This is a genomic window from [Clostridium] symbiosum (assembly GCA_036419695.1).
Lineage (GTDB): Bacteria > Bacillota > Clostridia > Lachnospirales > Lachnospiraceae > Otoolea > Otoolea symbiosa_A.
The window spans coordinates 3,664,603-3,688,134 of the sequence record CP143946.1; the positions used below are offsets into that span (position 1 = coordinate 3,664,603).

Annotated in this window: 15 protein-coding genes; 4 read left to right on the forward strand and 11 right to left on the reverse strand. The window is 50.3% G+C overall.

What is annotated here, in order from left to right:
- Nucleotides 1–259 precede the first annotated feature (259 nt).
- Both pyk and V3C10_16640 read right to left on the reverse strand, forming a co-directional pair.
- On the reverse strand, nucleotides 260–1,696 hold the full coding sequence (gene pyk, locus V3C10_16635; protein WVP60929.1) for a pyruvate kinase: 1,437 nt from the start codon (nucleotides 1,694–1,696) through the stop codon (nucleotides 260–262).
- A 76-nt stretch (nucleotides 1,697–1,772) separates the two neighbouring features.
- Entirely contained in the window at nucleotides 1,773–2,618 is an 846-nt protein-coding gene (locus V3C10_16640; GenBank protein WVP60930.1) for a rhomboid family intramembrane serine protease, read from the reverse strand.
- A gap of 396 nt (nucleotides 2,619–3,014) precedes the next feature.
- On the opposite strand from V3C10_16640, the gene V3C10_16645 reads away from it, so the two are divergent.
- Nucleotides 3,015–7,262, forward strand: a complete 4,248-nt coding sequence (locus V3C10_16645; GenBank protein WVP60931.1) for an acyl-CoA dehydratase activase-related protein — start codon at nucleotides 3,015–3,017, stop codon at nucleotides 7,260–7,262.
- A 354-nt stretch (nucleotides 7,263–7,616) separates the two neighbouring features.
- Complete coding sequence (locus V3C10_16650; protein ID WVP60932.1) at nucleotides 7,617–8,099, forward strand: hypothetical protein; 483 nt, start codon at nucleotides 7,617–7,619, stop codon at nucleotides 8,097–8,099.
- A 342-nt stretch (nucleotides 8,100–8,441) separates the two neighbouring features.
- On the opposite strand, the gene V3C10_16655 is transcribed toward V3C10_16650, so the two are convergent.
- The 4 genes from V3C10_16655 to V3C10_16670 form a co-directional block, all read right to left on the reverse strand.
- A complete protein-coding gene (locus V3C10_16655; GenBank protein ID WVP60933.1) occupies nucleotides 8,442–9,662 on the reverse strand; it encodes a TolC family protein in 1,221 nt (406 codons plus the stop codon).
- 87 nt (nucleotides 9,663–9,749) lie between these two features.
- Nucleotides 9,750–10,925 carry a TolC family protein gene (locus tag V3C10_16660; GenBank protein WVP60934.1) on the reverse strand — a complete coding sequence of 392 codons (1,176 nt, stop codon included), beginning with the start codon at nucleotides 10,923–10,925 and terminating at the stop codon, nucleotides 9,750–9,752.
- A 147-nt stretch (nucleotides 10,926–11,072) separates the two neighbouring features.
- Nucleotides 11,073–14,087, reverse strand: a complete 3,015-nt coding sequence (locus V3C10_16665) for an efflux RND transporter permease subunit (protein ID WVP60935.1) — start codon at nucleotides 14,085–14,087, stop codon at nucleotides 11,073–11,075.
- Nucleotides 14,087–15,268 (reverse strand): efflux RND transporter periplasmic adaptor subunit, encoded by a 1,182-nt coding sequence (locus V3C10_16670; protein WVP60936.1) that lies wholly within the window; start codon nucleotides 15,266–15,268, stop codon nucleotides 14,087–14,089. Before V3C10_16670 ends, V3C10_16665 begins: the two co-directional genes overlap by 1 nt.
- 410 nt (nucleotides 15,269–15,678) lie before the next feature.
- Here V3C10_16670 and V3C10_16675 point away from each other — a divergent pair, with 410 nt between their 5' ends.
- Nucleotides 15,679–16,356, forward strand: coding sequence for a response regulator transcription factor (locus tag V3C10_16675; protein ID WVP60937.1), 678 nt, complete (start codon nucleotides 15,679–15,681; stop codon nucleotides 16,354–16,356).
- Nucleotides 16,353–17,408: a HAMP domain-containing sensor histidine kinase gene (locus V3C10_16680; protein ID WVP60938.1), complete on the forward strand. Its 1,056-nt coding sequence runs from the start codon at nucleotides 16,353–16,355 to the stop codon at nucleotides 17,406–17,408. Before V3C10_16675 ends, V3C10_16680 begins: the two co-directional genes overlap by 4 nt.
- 1,217 nt (nucleotides 17,409–18,625) lie before the next feature.
- On the opposite strand, the gene V3C10_16685 is transcribed toward V3C10_16680, so the two are convergent.
- From V3C10_16685 to V3C10_16705, 5 genes are all read right to left on the reverse strand, one after another.
- A complete protein-coding gene (locus V3C10_16685; GenBank protein WVP60939.1) occupies nucleotides 18,626–19,474 on the reverse strand; it encodes a site-specific tyrosine recombinase in 849 nt (282 codons plus the stop codon).
- 215 nt (nucleotides 19,475–19,689) lie between these two features.
- Entirely contained in the window at nucleotides 19,690–20,235 is a 546-nt protein-coding gene (locus V3C10_16690; protein WVP60940.1) for a stage II sporulation protein M, read from the reverse strand.
- A 100-nt stretch (nucleotides 20,236–20,335) separates the two neighbouring features.
- Nucleotides 20,336–20,938 (reverse strand): NUDIX hydrolase, encoded by a 603-nt coding sequence (locus V3C10_16695; protein ID WVP60941.1) that lies wholly within the window; start codon nucleotides 20,936–20,938, stop codon nucleotides 20,336–20,338.
- Between the two features lie 721 nt (nucleotides 20,939–21,659).
- Nucleotides 21,660–22,457 (reverse strand): pyrroline-5-carboxylate reductase, encoded by a 798-nt coding sequence (gene proC, locus V3C10_16700; protein WVP64645.1) that lies wholly within the window; start codon nucleotides 22,455–22,457, stop codon nucleotides 21,660–21,662.
- A gap of 60 nt (nucleotides 22,458–22,517) precedes the next feature.
- Nucleotides 22,518–23,498, reverse strand: coding sequence for a hypothetical protein (locus V3C10_16705; GenBank protein ID WVP60942.1), 981 nt, complete (start codon nucleotides 23,496–23,498; stop codon nucleotides 22,518–22,520).
- Nucleotides 23,499–23,532 lie beyond the last annotated feature (34 nt).

Below are 23,532 nucleotides of genomic sequence, written 5' to 3' on the forward strand. Positions count from 1 at the left end.
TCAGTCCCGTCGACAAACTGCCGGGGAAGAAAGGAGAAAAGAATCCGAAGGGGACATTGGAGCCCGCCGGTGCTTAGCGAGGTCCTTTCGAGCTTAGCATCCGCTGTGCGCTCCACAAGCGAAAGCGGGTCCCCGTAGGAATCTTTTCTCCTGGATTCCCCCTCACCACACCCTACAAACCGGGACTGAAGACTCATCCATCCACCCCACTCCCCCGTCCGCCGTCTCATAGAGGCGTCCTCGCATCTCAACTAAACTCTTAATCGACCTCCACCACACGCATAATATTTGTATCGGCTGCCGGTGAATGGCGGTTGGCGTAAGTCACAACGCCTGCCGTCGCTACGACAATATCTCCCGTTTCCACAATTTTCTTCTCCTTCAGAAGCTCAATTGAAGAATAGATCAGAACGTCGGTTGACTCAGCGCGTTTTGCATGGAATGGTTTTACTCCCCAGTAGAGCTGCATCTGCCTTACGGCCGACATGCTCGGGGAAAGTCCTGCGATAATTGCATTCGGGCGCCATTTGGAAAGCATCCTGGTCGTGAATCCGCTGATACTAGGCGCCACAATGACGCGAGCTCCCAGATCATGGGCGGTGGATACGGAGGAATAGCAGACGGCGTTGGAGATGTTCTTTACATTCTCTGCGCTGACTTTCCTCTTCTGATAGGAAAGGTAATCGAGATGTTTCTCGGAATCTTCCACAATCTGGCTCATCATTCTGACTGCTTCCACCGGATAATGTCCCATGGCCGTCTCTCCGGACAGCATCACGGCATCCGTGCCGTCGTATACGGCATTGGCAACGTCAGTCACCTCCGCACGCGTTGGCCTCGGGTTTCGGATCATGGAATCCAGCATCTGGGTGGCCGTGATAACCACCTTGCAGGCCTCATTACATTTTCGAATCAGCATCTTCTGGATATAGGGAACCTTCTCGGCCGGAATCTCCACGCCCATGTCCCCGCGGGCAACCATAACGCCGTCGCTCGCCTCGATAATCTCATCAATATTCTCAATTCCCTCGGCATTCTCAATTTTTGCAATAATCTTCATCGTGGAGCCGCCGTCCTCAATAATCCGGCGAATCTCCCTGATGGCGTCCGCGTTCCTTACAAAGGAGGCTGCGACAAAATCAAAACGCGCCTCAATGCCAAAGCGGATGTCATCCTTATCTTTATCCGTCAGGGCCGGAAGCTTGATTTTTACATTCGGGACATTGACGCCCTTCTGTTCTCCCAGCTCCCCTCCGTTGATGATCGTACAGACAATCTCCCGGCCGTTTACCGCTTCGACGTCCAGTTCAATCAGTCCGTCGTCAATCAGAATCTTGTCGCCTTTCTTCACGTCTTCCACAAGACCTGAATAGTTGATATATCCTTTCTTATCATCCCCAATGATTTCTTCTGTTGTGAGGATGTATGTTTCCCCTTCTTTCAGCATAACCTTCCGGCCGTCTTTCAGCTTTCCGGTACGGATCTCCGGCCCCTTTGTATCAAGCAGGGCTGCAATCGGAAGATCCAACTCTTCCCTGACGCTTTCAAGGATTCTGAGACGCCCCATATGCTCCTCGTAGTCCCCATGCGAGAAGTTGAATCTGGCTACATCCATACCGTTTAAGGCAAGCTGTTTCATCACTTCCCTGTCGTTGGTATTCGGCCCCATGGTACAGATAATTTTTGTTTTCTTCATCGGTCAATATTCCTCCTGTCACCGTTTTGCATCTTTTTCAGGTCTTTTATCTTTTCTAACTATAATATAACCTATGTTACTGCATTTCTTTCAGCTCTTCTTCGCTTACATGTTTATGAGTATATAAATGATCCATGCAATATTCAAGGCCGCCCGCGCATTTTGAACAGTACCTGAACTCCAGGCCCGGATTGTCCTTCTCCGTTCTTCCGCATACGGCGCATTTATGATGGGACAGAATAATCTTCTGCACCTCAGCCTTCTTCATCTGGGATTTAAATTCCTGCTTTCTCTTCACTTCTTTTGGGTTAATCTGCCTGTAGTTTCTCGTCATCAGGAAGAAAATTACAAAGTTCAGCATGGACAGGCCGATTCCAATCCTGGAAACGATTCCGCCGAAGAAGAAGTCGTAGAGAAACTGGGCTCCGATAAAAATACCGAGCCATTTTGCCTTGATCGGCAGGATACCCATGAGCCAGAACTGCATCTCCGGAAATGTGGCCGCAAATGCCAGCAAAAGAGACTCGTTCAGGTAATACGTGGTCAGCGGATAGGAAACCCCCGTCACAAAATAAATGATAAACGCCGCCAGAACATGGCCGAGAACACCCATAAAGAAATAGACGTTAAACCGGAACGCTCCCCAAGTGCGCTCCAGCGTCGTTCCCAGCGAATAGTAAAGATACATCGCAATCAGGTTAAACAACATTCCCGATGCGGGCGGACAGATTAAAAATGTCACGATTCGCCACACCTGGCCGCGAAGAATAGCTCCTGCATCCAGGGACAGGTACATGTAATAGAACATCGGGTTGATCAGATTCAGCAGAATCCCTGCCAGATACATGATGATAATATAGTACATCAGATTGCGGATTGCATACTTCCCGTACTTATATTCCATTTTCCTAAAAAAATTCATAGTTCACATCCTTTTCTTCATTAAAAGGCCGTAAAAAGCCTTTTGAATTCTAATTATAGATATCGGTGCCGTCTTTGTCAAATGTATTTAAATGTATACAATAAGCAGACCCGGAATGCAGATTGAATGCCTCCCGTATTCCGACCGGCGGCAGCGGACAAAAAGCGTCTTTTTACTCCCTTTTCCGACCGGCATTAACTGCTTTGTAACACCGTTTTAACAACATTTCTGCCTTTCTTCCAAATGTCGTCCGCAATAGGCAGAATTAACAAATAAGCGCGTTTTTTAGCGGCTTTTTAACGCATAGGATCAATTGTTTTCTTTCCTATTCTATGTTAAACTTAGGCCGAATACATGTGTAATACAAAGGAGGGAAGGGGTAATCCCCGACTGATCATGAATTCTGATAAAAGATTAGGAATCGACATAGGTTCCACCACAGTAAAAATCTCCATCATTGACGATGCGGGCGAAATTCTCTTTGCCGATTACGAGCGTCACTTTGCCAATATCCAGGAAACTCTTTCGGGTCTTCTGAAAAAGGGCGCCGATGCTCTGGGCAATCTGAGTGTAGAACCAATGATTACAGGTTCGGGCGGTCTGACACTTTCCAAACATCTGGGTGTTCCATTTGTCCAGGAAGTCGTAGCCGTAGCCACATCCTTAAAAGACTTTGCTCCCCAGACCGATGTTGCCATCGAGCTGGGCGGAGAAGACGCCAAAATAATTTATTTCACCGGTGGTATCGATCAGCGGATGAACGGAATCTGCGCCGGGGGTACCGGCTCTTTTATTGACCAGATGGCCTCTCTGCTTCAGACAGACGCATCCGGACTGAACGATTACGCCAAAAACTATAAATCCATCTACCCGATTGCCGCCCGCTGCGGTGTCTTTGCAAAATCCGACATCCAGCCGCTCATTAACGAGGGCGCCACGAAGGAAGATCTCTCCGCCTCTATTTTCCAGGCGGTTGTAAACCAGACAATCAGCGGCCTGGCCTGCGGCAAACCAATCCGCGGCAACGTGGCATTCCTCGGCGGACCGCTCCACTTCCTGTCCGAGCTGCGCGCGGCTTTTATCAGGACACTGAATCTGGGCGAAGACCAGATCATTGCCCCATCCCACTCGCATCTTTTCGCTGCTGTGGGAGCTGCCATGAACTCGGAAGGTAAAGCTTCAGTAACACTGGAAGACATGATTAAACGTCTCTCACACGGCATCAAGATGGACTTTGAGGTCAACCGTATGGAGCCTCTCTTTGAAAACCATGAGGCATACGAAGAGTTTACAAAGCGCCACGAAAGCCACAATGTGAGAAAAGCTGATTTATCATCCTATGAAGGCAACTGCTATCTCGGCATCGACGCCGGTTCCACCACCACCAAGGTGGCACTGGTCAGCGAGGACGGAGCCCTCCTGTATCATTTCTACAGCAACAATAACGGAAGCCCGCTGGCGACCGCAATCCGCGCCATGAAGGAGATCCATGGGATTCTTCCCGAAAAGGCAAACATCGTATATTCCTGTTCCACCGGCTACGGCGAGGCGTTGTTAAAAGCTGCGCTGATGCTGGATGAGGGCGAGGTCGAGACCATCTCCCACTACTATGCGGCCGCGGCTTTCGAACCGAATGTGGACTGCATTCTGGACATCGGCGGACAGGATATGAAGTGCATCAAGATCAAGGACGGCACCGTGGACAGCGTACAGCTCAACGAAGCCTGCTCCTCCGGCTGCGGCTCCTTCATTGAGACCTTTGCAAAGTCTTTAAACTACAGTGTCATTGATTTTGCCAAAGAAGCCCTGTTCGCAAAGAATCCGACCGACCTCGGAACGCGTTGCACCGTTTTTATGAACTCCAATGTAAAGCAGGCTCAGAAGGAGGGCGCAACTGTCGCCGATATTTCTGCAGGTCTTGCCTACTCCGTCATCAAGAATGCTCTGTTCAAAGTAATAAAAATCACCAGCGCCGAGGATCTCGGACACCACGTCGTTGTACAGGGAGGCACGTTTTACAATGACGCCGTCCTCCGGAGCTTTGAAAAAATCGCCGGCTGTGAGGCCGTGCGCCCCGATATCGCCGGAATCATGGGCGCCTTCGGAGCCGCTCTCATCGCCAGGGAACGCTACGATGAATCAAAGAGCACCACGATGCTCCCGATAGATAAGATACTAAATCTTTCCTATGAGACCAAGATGGCCAGATGCCAGGGCTGCACCAACCACTGCGTCCTGACGATCAACCGTTTCGACGGCGGCCGCCAGTTCGTAAGCGGAAACCGCTGTGAACGCGGTCTTGGCGGAACAAGGGCCAAACGTGACGTCCCCAACCTTTTTGACTATAAATATCACAGAATGTTTGACTTCGAGCCTCTGACCGCCGATATGGCGCCCCGCGGCACCGTAGGAATCCCGAGAGTCCTTAACATGTACGAGAATTACCCGTTCTGGGCCGTCTTCTTTAAAGCATTGGGGTTCCGCACCGTCCTCTCCCCCCAGTCCACGAGAAAAATCTACGAGCTGGGAATCGAGACGATACCGAGCGAGTCGGAATGTTATCCCGCCAAGCTGGTGCACGGTCACATACAGTGGCTGATTAAACAGGGAATTGAGTACATATTCTACCCCTGCATCCCTTACGAGCGCAACGAGACTCCCGATGCAGGCAACCATTTTAACTGCCCGATGGTCACCTCCTATGCGGAGAACATCAAGAATAACGTCGAGGAGCTGACCGAACACAGGGTGAAATTCTCCAATCCGTTCATGGCTTTTACCGATGAAGAGATTCTGACCAAGCGCCTGGTTGAAGTCTTCCGTGAAGATTTCTCCATTCCGGAACAGGAAATCCGCGATGCGGCTAAGAAGGGCTGGAAAGAACTGATTGATTCCAGAAAAGACATGGAGAAAAAGGGTGAGGAAGTTCTTAAGTGGATGAAGGAAACGGGCCATCACGGTATTGTCCTGGCCGGCCGGCCTTACCATGTGGATCCGGAAATCAACCACGGAATCCCGGAGCTTATCACCTCCTACGGTTTTGCTGTATTGACGGAGGATGCCGTTTCCCATATGGGCCGTGTGGACCGGCCGCTGATCGTCACAGACCAGTGGATGTACCACTCCCGCCTCTACGAAGCAGCGTGCTTTGTCAAGACTCAGCCGAACCTGGATTTAATTCAGCTCAACTCATTCGGATGCGGCCTGGACGCCGTCACCACCGACCAGGTGAATGATATCCTGACGCGTTCCGGCAAAATTTACACCCTGCTCAAAATTGACGAGGTCAACAACCTGGGAGCGGCCAGAATCCGCGTGCGTTCCCTGATCTCCGCAATCCGTGTCAGGGAGATGAAGCATTACCACAAAGCGGCCGTATCAAGCGCATACAGCCGTGTCTTCTTCACCAAAGAGATGAAGAAGAATTACACCATCCTCTGCCCGCAGATGTCCCCGATCCACTTTGAACTGATCGAGAAAGCGGTCAGGAGCTTTGGTTATAAGCTGGAGGTTCTGCAGAATGCGGACCGCAGAGCCGTCGACACGGGACTGAAATATGTCAATAACGACGCCTGCTATCCTTCCCTGATTGTAGTGGGCCAGATTATGGACGCCCTGCTATCCGGCAAATATGATTTAAACCGCACGGCCGTGATTATGAGCCAGACAGGCGGCGGCTGCCGTGCATCCAACTATATCGGTTTTATCAGGCGCGCCTTAGAGCGTGCCGGTATGCCGCAGATTCCCGTTATCTCCTTAAATGCCAACGGCATGGAGACCAACCCGGGATTCAAGATCACACTGCCCCTGATTACAAAGGCAATGCAGGCGGTTGTATATGGAGATTTGTTCATGCGTGTGCTCTATGCCACCAGGCCTTACGAAGCAAAGCCCGGTTCGGCCAACGCACTCCATGAAAAATGGCGGGATATCTGCCAGAAGTCTCTCTCCAAACGCGCTCCGAACATGATGGAGTTTAACAAAAACCTCCGCGGTATCATTAAGGACTTTGATGACCTTCCCCGCAGAAACGTCGTGAAGCCGAAGGTAGGCATTGTTGGGGAGATCCTTGTAAAGTTCTCTCCTCTCGCCAATAACCATGTGGTGGAGCTGCTGGAAGCCGAAGGGGCGGAAGCCGTTATGCCGGATCTTATGGACTTCCTGCTGTATTGTTTCTACAACAGTAACTTTAAGGCGGATAACCTGGGCGGCAAACGCTCCAGCGCTTATCTCTGCAATATGGGAATCTCACTGCTTGAGTATTTCCGCCGGACGTCCAGAAAGGCGCTGGAACGGAGCGTACACTTCATTCCTCCGGCCAGGATTGACGATCTGGCCTCCATGGCTGAACACTATGTCTCTATCGGCAACCAGACCGGAGAAGGCTGGTTCCTCACTGGAGAGATGCTGGAGCTGATCAAGAGCGGAACGAAAAATATTATCTGCACCCAGCCGTTTGGCTGTCTGCCGAACCATATCGTAGGCAAGGGAGTCATCAAGGAACTGCGCCGCAGCCATCCGGAGGCCAACATCATCGCCATCGATTACGACCCGGGCGCAAGTGAAGTCAACCAGTTAAACCGTATCAAACTCATGCTGGCAACAGCACAGAAAAACATCGGCAAACCGGGAGAAGTTTCCTAGTTTCCCTAAACTGGAAATTTTTTACTGAGTTTCTTCCAATTTTTTGCTGACAATTTTCTTCCAACATGGTATACTATGAATACTTGATGAGGTTTTTCCGAATCTAGTATGAGTCACACCTAAATACTTAGCGAGGTTTTTCCGAGCTTAACATTTACGGTGTACTATGAATACTTGATGAGGTTTTTTCGAATCTAGTATGAGTCACACCTAAATACTTAGCGAGGTTTTTCCGAGCTTAGCATTTACGGCGTACTATGAATACTTGATGAGGTTTTTCAATTCAGGTACTCATAGTGTACTATATAAAAATAAGTCTCTTTTTCGCCCGAGACTAATACGGAGGGTTTAAGGATGCGGTTCAGAACTTTAATCTGTACTGCACTGATGGCGTTGACATTTTCCGTCACTGCTTTTGGTGCTGAACATACTGCCCAGGTTGTAAGCTTCGGTCAGAACGTTGATTCCGATGCTGCCATTGAACTTACAGGTTCAAAGGTCATTACAGACGATTTTTCTTTTAAAATGCCAAGCGGATGGTCCGGCAACTGTGTCATAGTTCCCGGTGAATCCATCTATGAAATTTACAATAAAGCTGCATACGAGGAGGACGGGTCAGGTCTGCTCTTCTCTATTATCTGCTATGAGGACGTCGATTATAAAGATCTGCAGGGATGTTCCATCCTCGGTTTTTATGACAACAAGACCTACATACTGGAACCGGAATACAAAGATTATCTGGAAGATACGACTTCCAAAGAATATAAGTCATGTCAGGAAGCTACAAAGGTTTTAAAGAAAAGTTTTGTTGCGATCGTGAAAGAACCGACGGAGTAATCCGCCGGTTCTTTTTTATGTTGTGGTTTGAGAAATGAGAACGCCGCCGGGACGGCCGGGGGGCGGGATGGTGAGAGGGGGATTATGAGTCTTCAGTCCCGGTTTGCAGGTTGTCGCGGGTGGGGAATCCGGGCAGAAAAAGTTCCTGCGGGAAACGCCCCCGCTCTTTGGAGTACATAACGGACACTAACCTCGAAAATACCTCGGTAAGTGCCGATGAACTCCCAGGTTCCCTCCGGAATCTTTTTCTCCCTTCTTCCCCACAGGAAGGTTATGGCCCGGGACTGAAGACGCGAAGGTTTTCTCCATTCCGCCCCGGTCTGCGGTGGCTGATTTATCTTATCAACTAATCCCTTTAATGGCCCACTGATAAGACTCCACTGCCTGCTTAAACGTAATTTCCGCACTCCTGTAGGAAGCGATGGCCGTATACCATGTTGCCTCCCCGGACAGATAGGTGCTTTTGTTAATCATGCCTGCCCTGTATTTTGTCTGTAGGGCGCCGTAATCTTTTTCTGCGGCCGCATAGGATGCTGCCGCCCCTTCATAAAGCTGTTTTGCCTCTGTCACGGCCTGATAGAGTTCATCCATGGTCAGACTGGCGGTTCCCTCGGCCTCTGAAAGCTGCTGTCTTCGCAGTTTCCGGGCCGTGTCGCCGGTTGCGGTGCTTTTCTTGACCGATTTGACGTTTGAGTCGGCGATTACCGCTTTTTGTTTATCCTCCGGGAGATTCATCCCGGCAAGTTCTTCCTGTGTGACGGCCGGGATTTCGCCTATCTGTATTTCATCTGCGTTTTTCCCTATCATAACGGCCAGCTGGCGTTTCAGCTTATCCGCGCTGTCTTTCGTGGACTGTAATGAGGCCTGGGCGTTTAAAAGGCTCTTTTCCGCCTCCAGAAGCTCTGTCTCTGTTATCAATCCGGCCTGCCTCCTGGATGATGCCAGTTCGTATGCTGCGTTCTGGGCTTCCACTCTCTTTTCGGCTGCGCCGGCCTGATATTCCATCTGCTTACAGGAATACATCAGGGTCTGGGCCGATTTGACAAGGCTGTTAATGGTCCTGTTGATAGAAGCCTGGCTGGTGGCGGAGTTCAGGGAATTGATGCTTCTCTTCATCTGGCCGGCCGAAGAGGAGAGAATCTTTGCATTCTGATCATAGTTTGCAATCAGTTCCTCGGCTGCCCCTTCGTCCTCCAGTTCATCCGCCTTGTTGATCATATCACGTTTTGCGCTTATCAGGGAATCATAGGCTGCCTGATAGATTTCCAGGCTGTTCTCATAGCTCTTCTGTGTGTTGACTGCGCTGCTGTTCCCGGTGCGGATGAGCTGTTCCAGTTCTATGTACTCGATCAGGTTGTCGTTCAGGGCCTCGTCGCTGACTGCCGCCGTTTCTTTGGAATCCTCCGCTTCTTCCCAATTCTCGGAAAGGGCCGGCCCCTCCGCTTCCCCCGCCTCCTCCAGGCCTGATATCAGGGGACCGGACGCGGCCTGCACCGGAAGCTGGTACAGCAGGCTTATGGCCGTTCCGGCTGCTGCCGCCCATCCCGCTATTCTTCTATTCAATCTGCTTCCTCCTTTATGCTGTGCATTACGTTACGGACGCATTACGCGGCGGATGACTCTCCTTTTGGCGCATCCGCCGCAGATTCTTTACGTCGTGGATGCCAGGCCGTCCACCGCCCACTGATAGGCGTACTGAGCCTTTAAAAGCGACAGTGCGGCCGTTTCTTTTTCCGTCTTTGCCTTTGTATAGGCGGTCTGCTGGCTCTCATATGCGTTCTGGCTCATGGTTCCGGCCGCCTTCCTGCGCTCGGCCGACTGCATGGTTTTTTCTTCCAGCTCAAAGCTCTTCAGGGTCTGGGCATACTGGTTCTCCGCCAGCAGAAGACTCTGCCATGCCGATTTGACATTGGCTTTCACCGCCTCCCCGCTGCTTTTCAGCGTCTCCTCGTACTGCCTCTGTGTAGCGCCCACCTTGGCGTTTTTAACCTGTCTGGACAGAATTTTAAGTTCATAGTTATTTTCCACCGCTTTAACCAGATCTTCTTCCAGATTGATTGTGCTACTCTTTGACGGATCCGGCTCCGGTAGGGCGCCGATTTCCACCTCATCCCCGTATTTCCATCCCATCATCAGGCACAGGTTTTCTTTTGTAGACGTTATCGTGCTCTCCGCCGATGTGATGGCGGCTTCCGCCTGAAGCAGCGTATCTTTCGCGTTCAGGACGGCCGTCTGGGTTGCCGTGCCCACCGCGGCCTGAAGTTCGGCCGTCTGACACGCCTTTTCGGCCGTCTCCCTGGTGTTTTTGCTGTTTTCCAGGGACAGGACGGAGTTCCAGTACGTAATCATCAGGTTCTGGGCGGACTGGACAAGGGATTTTTCCGTCTTGTCATATCCCCACTTCACCACGTCGCCGTCCGACACGTTTTCATCCCCCCGTTCCATCATCTGGTCGGCCTGAAGTTCACTGCTCTGGGCCGCCGCCAGGCTGGAACCGTAACTCACGTCATCCGAATCCGGGTATTCGATACTTCCATATATCTCGTCGGCCGTATCGTAGTAAGTCTGGGCCACCTCATCGCTGTCTTTTCCTTTATAATCCTCATAGGCAATCTGATTGCTCAGAACCGTGCTGTTGTACTCGTGAATCAAATCTCCTATCTCATCAAATTCCAGCTTATTATCCCTCAGGGACGCCCATTTTTCCTCGGTATAGGCAAACGGCGGGCTGGCCGCCAGGGCTGCCTGGGGAACCGTGAAAGAAAATATGGCGGTTCCGGCTGCCAGGGCGCAGAACCGCGCCCTTTTTCTGTTATTTTTTTGCATTCCTCTCTTCCTTCCTGATTTCCTGTAACTCTTTTATCCGCTTACTGCAAATTCTTCCGGGGTAACTATTTTCTTCTGTTTCTGAAATCCCTTTTCTGTCTCCGCAGCTTTTTTCCTGCAAAATTATCCTGAAAAAATCCGTCTCTTCTAATCGATATCCTGATAATTTTCTTTCGGCCTCCTGCTCAGCAGTCCGTAATAAACAGGCAGCATAAACAACGCTACAACGACGCCGACCGCCAGTCCGCCAATATCTACAATCGCAATCCCCTGTGTCGTGGAACCGCTGCTTCCGATTGCCATAGCCATCGGGATCATGGAAAGAATCGTTGTTAAACTTGTCATCAGGATTGGGCGGATTCGGGTTGCCCCCGCCTCAATCAGGGCCGTATGTAAATCCATCTCCTGCCTGTACTGGTTCACCGTATCCACGTACAGGATACCGTTATTTACAACGGTTCCGATGAGGATCAGAAAACCAAGCAGCGTCGTCATACTGATGGTGACTCCGGTCATTTTCAGGAATCCGAAGGAACCCACCAGGCTGAACGGAATTGTTGTCATAACCATGATGGAGAATTTCACCGACTCAAACTGGCTCGACATTACGACGAATACCAGGAATACGGCAATGGCAATGGCTGAGTAGAGAGAACTGAACTCCTCCTGCATCATCCTGTCCCTGCTGTTGGTACCCAGCGTAATGGTTCCCGCCAGATTTGGTGAAATCACTTCACTGTCGATGGCTGCTTTGGTGTTTCCACCCGTGTAATCTCCGCTGATCGTAATTTCATATGCTTTATCGGTCTTTGAAATAGAGGACGGGCTGTCTCTGAAAATGACGTCTGCAACCTGGGTCAGGGCCACTTTGCCGCCTTTTGAGTCGGTGAGAATAATGTCTTTCACCTGATCCACGGTTCTGTATTCCTCCTCCGGGTATTCCACCTGGACGGAAATCTCCTCGCCGTCCACTTTCAGTGTCGTGGCCTCGACGCCGCTGAGCATCTGGTTGACCGTGGAACCAATGGAGGAAGCGGTCAGGCCGTGGGCTTTTGCCATTACCGGGTCTACCTTCAGCGTAACGACAGGGGCATTATTTTCAATACTGGAATGGACATTGATGATGTCATCCCTCGCCGTCAGCTCCTTTACTATCTTGTCACTGACTTCCTTTAGTTCATCATACTGGGTGCCGTGCAGGAGTACCTCGTAGCCTCTCTGGCCTCCCATAAAGCTCATGGACGTGGACGCCGAGACGTCGATGGTGCAGTTTTCAATGTGATCCATCTCCTTCTGCCACAGATCGGCAACATCCACCGTGTCCATACTCCTTTTATCTTTCAGGTAGGCGGTAATGCTGCCGCTGTCCCCGTTGTAACGCAGCATATAGGAATCTACGTTATCATCAGCCGCTACGACAGCCTCGGCCTGTTCCAGGGCATCGCTTACTTTCTCCTGTAAAAGCCCCGGCCTCGTCTCAATGCTGACGCTGACCGTTCCGGTATCGTCGGAGGTCATAAGTTCCGCCTCCATCCCGGTCGCCATGTAAATGGTGGCGGCCATAATGGCGATGGAGGCCAGCATTACAATTCCCTTCCTTCTCAGCAGTTTTTCCATTACTCTGCGGTAAAACTGCTGGAACCGGTCTATCGGACGTGACATCAGGGCCTTCTGTGTCTCAATCGGTTTATAGAAGAGATAGCAGAGCGGAACAATCGTCATGGCCGACAAAAGAGAAGCCAGCATACAGAATACAACGGTGAAGCCCAGCGGCTTAAACATCTGGCCCGTCATTCCCTGGATTGCCGCCAGAGGAATAAACACAACACAGGTTGTGATGGTGGATCCGATAATGGAGTTTCCGACAATCGATGTTCCTTCCAGAGCCGCCTTACCGTATCCGAGAATTCCCTTATCATCTCCCTCCGCCGTCGCCCTGAAACAGCTTTCCAGCACAACGATGGAGTTATCCACCATCATTCCGACGCCGAGCACCAGGGCGCTCATCGTGATGACGTTCAGAGAGAAACCGGCTGCCGTGATTGCAATTAACGCCATCAGAATCGACGTGGGGATGGAACTTCCTACAATCAGGGATGCCTTATAATCTCCGAAAAACAGGAAAATGACAATCATGGAAATAATAACGGCCAGCACCATGGTCTCCGCCACATCCATCAGCGAATCCATAATGCTCTCCGAAGTGTCGTTTGCCACATTGATATGCAGGTTCTCATCGGCTGCCTCAAGCGCCGTTATGGCATTTTTTACCGCACTGGAAACTTCCATAGCCGTACTGCTTTGCTGCTTTGTAATAGAAAGGGAAATCGTCTCCTCTCCGTTGTAGCGGGAAACCCCTCCCCTCTCCTCTTTGGCTTCGTAGATATTAGCCACATCGGAGAGCATAACCAGATCGCCTGTGGCGGTGGCAATCGGGATATCTTTCAGTTCATCCACCTTTTCCGTCTCCAGGGATGTCGTCACCGACAGTTCCAGGTTTCCGGCCACGGCCTCGCCGGAAGGATAGGCCAGGTTTGCCGAGCTGATGGCCGAAGTGACGTCGTTCATGGTCAGGCCATATTGTGTAAGTTTTTCAGAAAGAAGCTCAATCTTTACATATTCGGAGGAACCGCCCATGGCGCTCACTTCCGCTACCGAAGAAATACGTTCAAACTCCGGCACAACATTCTGATCGACGTAATCGTAGAGATTATCCTGTTGTGAATGGCTGATGGAGAGCATCATCGTCGTTCCCGCATTCATGCTCATCTCCATGATGGAGGTGTCCACATCGTCGGGAAGATTCCTCTCCGCATTCTCAAGCTGTTTTTTCAGATTGTCGTAAGCTTCATCCATATCGGTTCCGTAATCGTATTCCAGCATTACCGTGGCGCTGCCGTCGTTTGATGAGGAACTCATGCTCTTTACGCCTTCCAGCGTGCTGATGGCATCCTCGATCGGCTCCGTCACCAGCTCGCAGATATCTTCCGGGCCTGCGCCGGAATAACTGGCCCTGACGATCAGCATCGGCGTCTCCATATCCGGCATCTGTTCCAGCTTTGCCGAGAAAATAGATGAGATGCCGAAAACGATGAGGCAGAGAAGCGCCATAACCGTAGTAACCGGATGTTTCAGGACGTACTTTGTAATTCCTCTTCCCATTAATTATCCCCTCCCGCCGGTTTTTCTCCCGCTGGATCGCCTGCATCTGCAAGCGCCTGCGTGGTATCTTCCTCCGTCTTTAAATTGACCGTAGAACCCTCGTAGAGCTGGGAACTCCATGTGCTGACCACCATTTCTTCCGCCGTCAGGCCGGAGCGTATCTCCGCTTTCTCCGAATCGTAAAGGCCGACTTCCACCTCTTTTTTATGGATAACCCCATCTTCATATACGTAAACATTTCCTACGCCTCCGTCATAATAAATGGCATCCACGGGCACTGTCATCACGTTGTCGGCCCTTTCGGAAACCACCTTCACCTTGACCACGCTGCCCGTGGCCACGGAATTGACTTCCGTCAGATCTGCTTTTATCTTGAAAAGGCCGTTTGAATCATCCACCATGGTGCTGATATCGCTGATTACACCCTCATAGGAATTTCCATCTCTCTCGATTGTCATCTTATCGCCCTGGCTCAGATTCTGGACCACATTTTCCGTTACATAAAAGGAAACTCTCTTGTTGCCCTGGCCTGAAATGACACAGAGCTGGGCAGACTGGTTTACGCGGTCATACACCTCAAGATCGCAGCTCTCTATCTTTCCTCCGATGGGGGCTGTTATGGAACTGTATTCCACCTGCTTTTCGTAGGCCAGCTTTGCCGATTCATACTGCAGTCTGGCGCTCTTTACATTGTTCTGGTACTGTTCCCATTCCTGGTCGGATATGTCGCCTCCCTGATATAGAAGCTGCATCCTGTTCAGGGTGCTCTGGGCCTCCGACAGGGAAATCGCCGCCGAATCCATGGAATTTTTGGCGGTGTCCACCTGTTCCGTGTCAATGGTGCACAAAAGCTGCCCCGCTTCCACCGTATCTCCTGCTTTGACGAGAACGGAAGTTACATCTCCTCCCGCTTTTGCGTAAACATAAACCACATCCGCCGGTTCCACCGTCCCCACCAGGCTGGTCGTCTTCTCAAGACTGCCGATCCCCGGAACCTCCGCTTTTACCGTTGCGACATTGTTCATCTCCTGGCCGCCCATCATCCCGGCCGGCATGGATTTTTCTTTTCCGCCCCTGGCCGCTGCCGCCGCAACCAGAACAATCAGAATAACGGCTGCCGCTGTTAGTTTCTTCCTCTTCTTAGCTGCTTTTATAAACGAGTTTACTTTCTCCTTTATCATTATCTGGTCCTCCTCACTGACCGGTGTGGGAATCCCGGCCTACTGCCCGCAGTACTGCAACCCCTGTAAAAAAGCGATTCTGCACACAATGGCATTCCCCACCTCAGGTTTTAAATTGAGCGTAGTATATCACTCCTGTTTAAATGGAAAATCAACTGAACATGAACTGAATATAAACTAACCGTGATTTTTTTGTGTTCTCTTCCGTTTTTTAAAAATATTCCTGTAATTGGGCTTCCGGTTTATAATTAGTTCATAAAGATGTGATATGAATTTTAGAAATGATATGGTAACGATTCAGTCGGATGTATACCCGATAAGGCGGGGCAGGCTCTGTGCATCTTCGTGACTATGAGGGAGGTACGACTGAATCGTTACATGATATGTTTGATTGAACGGAGGATAAATATATGTTTCATGTTCTGGTCGTAGAAGACGACGTTAAACTGCGTTCCCTGTTCTGCACCGTCTTAAACCGCAGCGGGTATCTGGCCGTTCCGGCGGCGGACGGAAAAGAGGCACTTGAACTTTTGGACACCGAATATATTGATTTGATTATTTCCGATGTCATGATGCCGGGGATGGATGGCTATGAGTTAATCCGGACGCTGAGGGGAAACGGGTACACGCTCCCGATTCTTATTATTACAGCCAAAGAACGGTTTGAAGACAAACAGGAAGGGTTCCTCGCCGGAACCGATGATTACATGGTAAAACCCATTGATGTAAACGAGATGGTCCTAAGGGTCGGCGCCCTGTTAAAGCGCGCCAGAATCGCCACGGACCGCCGGATCACATGCGGCGATACCACGCTCAATTACGATGCCCTGACCGTGACCATAAACGGGGAAGAGACACTGCTCCCGCAAAAGGAGTTCTATCTGCTCTATAAACTGTTGTCCTACCCCAACAAGATTTTTACCAGACAGCAGCTTATGGATGAAATTTGGGGAATGGACTCCACCTCGGATGAAAGAACCGTGGATGTCCACGTTAACCGGCTGCGGGAACGTTTCCGTGACTGCGACGATTTTCTGATCATGACCGTGAGAGGTCTGGGATATAAGGTGGTGAAATCCGAACTATGAAAAAGAAACGCTTTCATCTTCCACAGTATTGGTTTTTTATGCTGATTCTGATATTTATCACTTTGTCTGTAATGCCGCTGATGGCAGGTTTTCTGGTTAATATCATAGCAAATGGGGAGGAACGGAAAATCCGTTTCCTGCAGTTCAACCCCTTTTTCCCCAGCCTGATTTTCTTACTGAGCAGCGTCTTTATCAGTTTCGGCATCTCTCTGTGGTTATGGTTCAAGGTGCTGGTTCCTCTGGGCAATATCAGCCAGGCCGCAAAGCAGGTTGCGAAAGGCGATTTCACGATACAGGTGGAGGCCGGGAAATCGCTCGGGGAACTGCGGGAACTGACCGACAATTTCAACCGGATGGTACAGGAGCTGGGAAGCATCGAGTCTTTCCGGAACGACTTTGTGACGAATATTTCCCATGAATTTAAAACTCCCCTTGCGGCTATTGAGGGCTATGCCACCCTGCTTCAGGAACCTTCCCTCTCGGAGGAGGATAAAAACGAATATATCCGCATTATAATGGACAGCACGAAGCAGCTCTCCTCCATGGCCGGCAATATCCTCATGCTCTCCCGTCTGGAAAAGCAGGAAATTATAACCGGACAGTCAAACTTTAAGCTGGACGAGCAGATACGCCAAGCCCTGCTTATGCTGGAACCTCTCTGGGAAAAAAAGCATCTGGATCTGGACATTGACCTGCCTCCCGTCCGCTATTTCGGCAATGCAGATCTTCTGATGCAGGTATGGCTGAACCTGTTCCAAAACGCAGTCAAATTCACGCCCGCGGGCGGCAGCATCGCCGCTTCCATGCAGGTTCTGCCGGAATCTGTGGAGATCACGATTTCAGATACCGGGATTGGAATGGACGAAAATACCATGCGGCGCGTATTTGAGAAATTCTACAGCGCCAATAAGGAGCTGGGACGCAGCGGAAACGGGCTGGGACTGTCGATTACGAAGCGGATTGTGGAGCTGTCCGGCGGGACAATCTCGGTGGAGAGCAGGGTGGATGAAGGGAGCTGTTTTAAGGTGATTCTGCCGCGGGTGTTGAATTGAGGAATGAGAACGCCGCCGGACGGTCGGGGGGGCGGGATGGTGAGGGGGAGGTTGTGAGTCATCAGTCCCGGTTTGGAGGTTGTCGCGGGTGGGGAATACGGGCAGAAAAAGTTCCTTCGGGAAACGCTTGCGCTCTTCGAAGTGCATAACAGTACTAAGGTGCCAAAATACGCCACCTAAGTACTGATGGACTTCCAGGTTCCCTCCGGAATCTTTTTGGTTACTGTCCACTCCGTGCCCAGCAACACGCTTCGCGATGCACAGAAACGGTAAAAAACACCGTTTCGCGCCGCAGCCCTCGGGTTTTGTGTGACTTACGCTGCACTGCACTCACACAAAACACCTCGCGGAATACAACCTGCTCAGGGTAACAGACTCTTTCCTCTGCCCTTTATAACCACCGGGACTGAAGACGCGAAGGTTGTCGCCATCCCATACCCCGGCCTGCGGCCGCTGAATTGTTCTTATTCCTTCAAAGGGGGAGGTATTGTCGCTGCCACTACATTTCCTCGTATTTCAGGCGAATGCCTCCCAATATTGTCAAGTGATTTTCTGTATGGTATTCAATTGATGAATCTGAGCTTTGGCGCCTGACCTATCCTTAAATAACTATTGAATTTTTCAATTCATCATTAAATTTAGCTTTGGATTTTTCTCTGAATCCATCCCGAAATACCTTCTTAAAGTAATAGATTCACGACGACATAGTGGACGCAACAATACCTCCCTCCACACTTGACGAAAGAGACAGTCAGCCCCTGAAGCCGGCGGACGGGGCAATACACTTCGCTGAGTCTTCAGTCCCGTCGACAACCTGTCCGGGGAAGGAAGGAGAAAAGATTCCGAAGGGGACATTGGAATCCGCCGGTGCTTGATGAGGTTTTTTCGAATCTAGCACCCGTTGCGCATTCCACAAGCGAGAGCGGGTCCCCGTAGGAATCTTTTCTCCTGGATTCCCCCTCACCACACCCTATAAACCGGGACTGAAGACTCATACACACCCTCCCACTCCCCCGTCCGCCGTCTTACAGAGGCGTCCTCGCAACTCAACTAAATCCCCACCTTTAAGAATCTGGAATGATAAAAATGCCCTGCGTTCTGTATAGTCTCATATTTAAGAGAATACGGAAGTCAGGGCATTTTTTGATATATATTTTCTAATACATATTTTATTATGCATGTTCATTTTAGATATTTTATATTGTTATTTGCTCTCCTTAACGTTTGCCGACATATGCGGCATACATCTGCGTGGTTGCAACATCCGAGTGGCCAAGGATGACCTGGACGGCTTTCATGTCGGCGCCGCCGCCTATCAGGTGGGCTGCGAATGAGTGGCGCAGGGTATGGGGGGTGATGTCGGAATCAATTCCGGCTTTGTCACCATAGTATTTGATGATCTTCCAGAAACCCTGACGGCTCATCTGGCCGCCGTTGCAGTTTACGAAAAGCCAGTCCGATTCTTTCTTCTTTGTCAGCTCCGGGCGGGCGTTCTGTATGTAATCTTCCATTGCGCTCTTGGCTACTCTGCTGAACGGGATGGTTCTGTCTTTCCCGCCGTCGTGGCAGGTGATGAATCCGATGCTCATGTTGATATTCGACAGCGTCAGGTTCATCAGTTCCGATACACGGATCCCGGTTGCATAGAGAAGCTCCAGCATGGCCTTGTCCCTGATTTCTTTCGGGGAACGGCCGGACGGCTGTCTGAGTAAGGCCGTGACTTCCTCTACCGTGAGGATGACCGGCGCCTTCTTTTCGATCTTCGGGGCATGTACCAGTTCGGCCGGATTGCGCCTTATCTTTCCCTCCGAAAATTCATAGTGGAAAAATGCTTTCATGGATGCCAGCATACGGGATATGGTGGTGGTCGCCTTTCCTTCCTTTTCCATAAAAAGGATGTAGGACGTAAGACTGGTCTTTGTAACTTTCCCAGCCTCGGTAATTCCTCTCTCCGCCATATAGGCTGCCATCTGTAAAAGATCCCGGTGATATGATAAAACGGTGTTCCGGGACATCTTTTTGACCTCCTGCAGGTATTTTATAAAAATTTCTATTTCTGCTACCATACTACTGTTTCCCCTATCCATCTTTCCTCCAAAACAAGGCAAAAAACAGCCTGTACGTAACATTATATATACATTTTTTGATAAAATCAAACACATTTTTCCCACTTTTATGGTATTTTCCAACTGATTAACATAAAAAATACAACATGTTGGAAGGCAGGTTTGGCCTCCCCTACATGTTGTTAAAAATATTTTAAATATTTTTTAAGTTTTTTTCAGAATACGGACGTGAAATGCATAAACCAGGGGTTCAGCCACAGTTCCGACACCGCGCCGGCCGCTGTCAGGAGAAGAAGCACGGCAAAGCCTCCGCCGTGGATTTTGCTGCCCGGAGCCATCCCCCATATGTAGAGCACGGCAAATACCGGCAGGTAAAATACCATCTGCGGAAACACTGAGAGAAGAAAAAGGAAGACTCCCATCACCCCTGCCTGGACCGTCATGGAGGATATCAGGAATGACAGAGAAAATCCGGCATAGACAGCAGCCAGGCAGAACCCGGGAATGGCAAATAAGGACATTCCGAGAAGCCACAGAATCCCCATCAGGAGTCCCCGTTTTAATATCAGCTCCACCAGCTGTTCCATGGAGGGAGGAGGCGCGCTGCCCGACAAAAATGCCTGTCCGAATACGCCGAGCTGCTCCTTTAAACCGTCCCCCATCCGGTTAACCCACACCGTTCCGGCTAATATCCCCACAAAAAAACAGAACGCCGTCAGCATAGACGGTTGAAAACGAAATGGTGCATGATTTTTTCCCATACACGCTCCCCTTTCCCGCTTCGTAACCACGGAACGGCTCCGTAGTTACCCCATTTCTTCCAATCTATGCTGCGTTCTGTCTCTCTATTCTATACATCCCTTACTTTTGGCTTCCGCCGCCAAATTTACATGCGTAAGCCAGAATGGCGGCAATTGTCTTCCCATCCGTCATCTTACCGGAGTAAATCAGTTCCAGCAGATCCTTCAGCTCCCACTCCTCCACATCAATTTCCTCGTCCGGATCGAGATGCTGGCTCGATGGGATCAGATTTCTTGCCAGGAAAATGTCGATGGCCTCATCGCAGAATGCAATGGTGGTGTTGACGCTCAGCAGAAATTCCAGATGATCCGTCTTAAACCCAGTCTCCTCTTCCAGTTCCCGGAAAGCACATTCTATTTTGGGTTCTCCGGGAAAATCCAGTTTGCCCGCAGGGATTTCAAGCGTATAGCGGTCAAGGGCATTGCGGTACTGGCGTACCATAAGAAGTTTTCCCTCCTTATTCACGGCTACCACGGCCGCTGCCCCGTCGTGATGGATAAAATCCCATTTTGCTTCATGACCGTTCACTTTGACCGTATCTTCATACATTTTAAGGACAGTGCCCTCGTATTTAAGCTCTCTTTTCAGTCTCTCGACCGGAACGGTTTCATGCTTTCCGTTTTTTGTTTCTCCAATGAAATTCTTATCTGCTTTTTCAACCATTTTCTTCTGCTGCTCCTTTTCATCCATTTATATTATCAAAGTACTGGTTATCTTCCTATTTGAGCCATCCGGTGGCCAATATATCCGTCCCTGCTCTATACCGGGCGGACTAATGTAGACGCTCTCTGCACTGGATTCTATTGGTGGCTTACCCAAAACTCTGCTCCGTAAACAGCCTTACCTTTACTCTGTTTGTTGATACATGGCTGCTGCCGGGATCTGAGGGTCTTAAACAATAATACCCCAGTCCCCGCTGTTTTTCAAGTACGTTGGCTTTTTTACAATAGAGCGCAGCAGGATAGCTACCAATGAACAATGGCACAGGATACTCCGGCGCACCTTTTGTCAGCTTTTCCGTTTATTGCCGGATTACCTACGCTTCTACCAAATTCAGATGCCGGGGATGGACGTGTAGAACCTGCCCATCAGCATCAAAAAACACTGGAACGGCTAGTATTCCTCCGAAGTCCGCCGGCAGACAACGAAAAGCACGATTCGCGAACTTTTCATTGCCACTGAACAAAGAGTTCCGCGAGCGGAACTCTTGCGCTGCCGCGCGGTTGCTTCTGCAACCATTTACCTCTGCGCGGCATGTGCATCCTCGCGGAGCGTTTTTGATTCATAGGACGTAATTTCCTATGAATCAAGAAAAAGCCCGCCATGAGGCCGTATTTGCGGTTCCATGGCGGGCTTGGTAATTCTTATTTTAGCCTGGTAATTCTTATTTTAAATTTGTACATTTGTCATAGCAGGCATCCGATGCCTTGATAACGGCATTTCTGAACCCGCACTCTTCCAGAGCGGATACGGCGGCAATCGTCGTACCGCCCGGAGAACATACCTTATCCTTCAGCGCTCCTGGATGTTCTCCCGTCTCCAGCACCATCCTGGCGCTTCCTGCTACGGCCTGGGCGGCCATCTTATATGCTGCATCCCTCGGAAGGCCGTATTTAACGGCGCTGTCGGCCAGGGCCTCGATGAACATGTAAACGTAGGCAGGTGAACTTCCGCTCACACAGACCACGGCGTTCATTAAACGCTCCTCCACGATCTGCATCTTGCCGAAGGACTCAAAGAAGGCTTTAATTGTGTCCTGCTCCTCCGCATTGAAAAGAGACGGCTCATAGCAGACTCCCGTCATCCCCTCTCCGAGAAGAGCCGGTGTATTCGGCATTGCGCGGACGATTCTCTTATCCTCCCCGAGCTTTTCCTTCAGACTGTCCACCGTGATGCCCGGAGCGATGGAAATAATTATGTGATCCGTTGTCAGGATTCCCGCAATATCGGAGAGAACCGGTGCAAAGAACTGGGGTTTGACCGCCAGCACAATGTATTTGGCCGAAGCGGCGCACTGCGCGTTATCCGCCGCCGAAGTAACCCCCGTCTCCTCCGAGACCTGCCTGCATCTATCCCGGTTGACATCCGTAAAAATGATCTCCTCTTTACCGTATCCCTTTAAAAGTCCCTTCAGAATGGCATATCCCATATTTCCCATTCCGATAAATCCTATTTTCGCCATCTCTCTGTCCTCCATTTTGCCGCATTGATTCTGTTTCATATCCTATGATTTTCCATCCGGTTACCAGATTCTGACTCCGTCACCGTTCACCATATGGCCGTCCGGGGTCTGGTAATTCGTCTGCATATCGCCGTCCGGCCCCATGTAATACCACAGTTCCTTCCATTGAACCCAGCCGGTAACCATATAGCTGTTCTCTCCGAAGAAATACCATTTGTTGTTGATAAATGCCCAGTTATTGGTGGTCTGGGATCCGTCCGGATTGACGAAACGCCAGCCGTTCTGATCCTGTACCCACTGGCCCGGCGTAACTTCCGAATTATTCTGCGCCGCGCCGTTACCCGAACCGGCCAGGGCCGCCGCATCGGAAGGGCTGACGTATTTGCTCTCGGACTCCGTAAACTTCCCTTCCTTCATCCCCTCACCGCCTGTGGCGCGGACTTTGTAATAGTACTCGCCGTCTTTTCGTATAGCCGTGCCAAAATCATATGTCGTTTCCGTTGTAATTTTCTTGCTGCCCACCGCCCTGCTGTCGCGGTAAAGGTAAACTTCGTATGCCACTGCCCCCTGTGCCGGAGCCCATGTTGCAACCGTGCCGTTTAAATACGCGTATTCGATGGGACCGACCCTCTCGGACATCGGCTTCAGATCCAGCGTAACGATTAAAGTCTGGGAATTTTCCTTCTTCGTTTTATATACGGTTGCCTCATCGCCCTTAATCTTCACCTTGTCTTTGGATACTGAAAAATAATAGTCATCCTCCGCAGAAATCGTCACATTCACCCGCGGCTTATGCTCAGGTCCCCAGGTAAATCCCTCGTTGTCAATCTCCCACTCCGTAACGCTGTAATTATCCGCCGTCGTATCGATCTCCAATTCTTCATCCTCATCCAGCGCGCTCCCAAGCTGCAGGTTATCCTTCAGCTCCAGCTTGATCGAAGTGATTTTGTTTTTACTGGCGCCAAAGGATGTTACCGTAAATACCCCGGCAGCCAGCATCAGTGTCATCGCCGCTGCATACCACTTTTTCCCTGCTCTCATAGACCTCTCCTCTCACGTATAAAAGCCGGGCGAA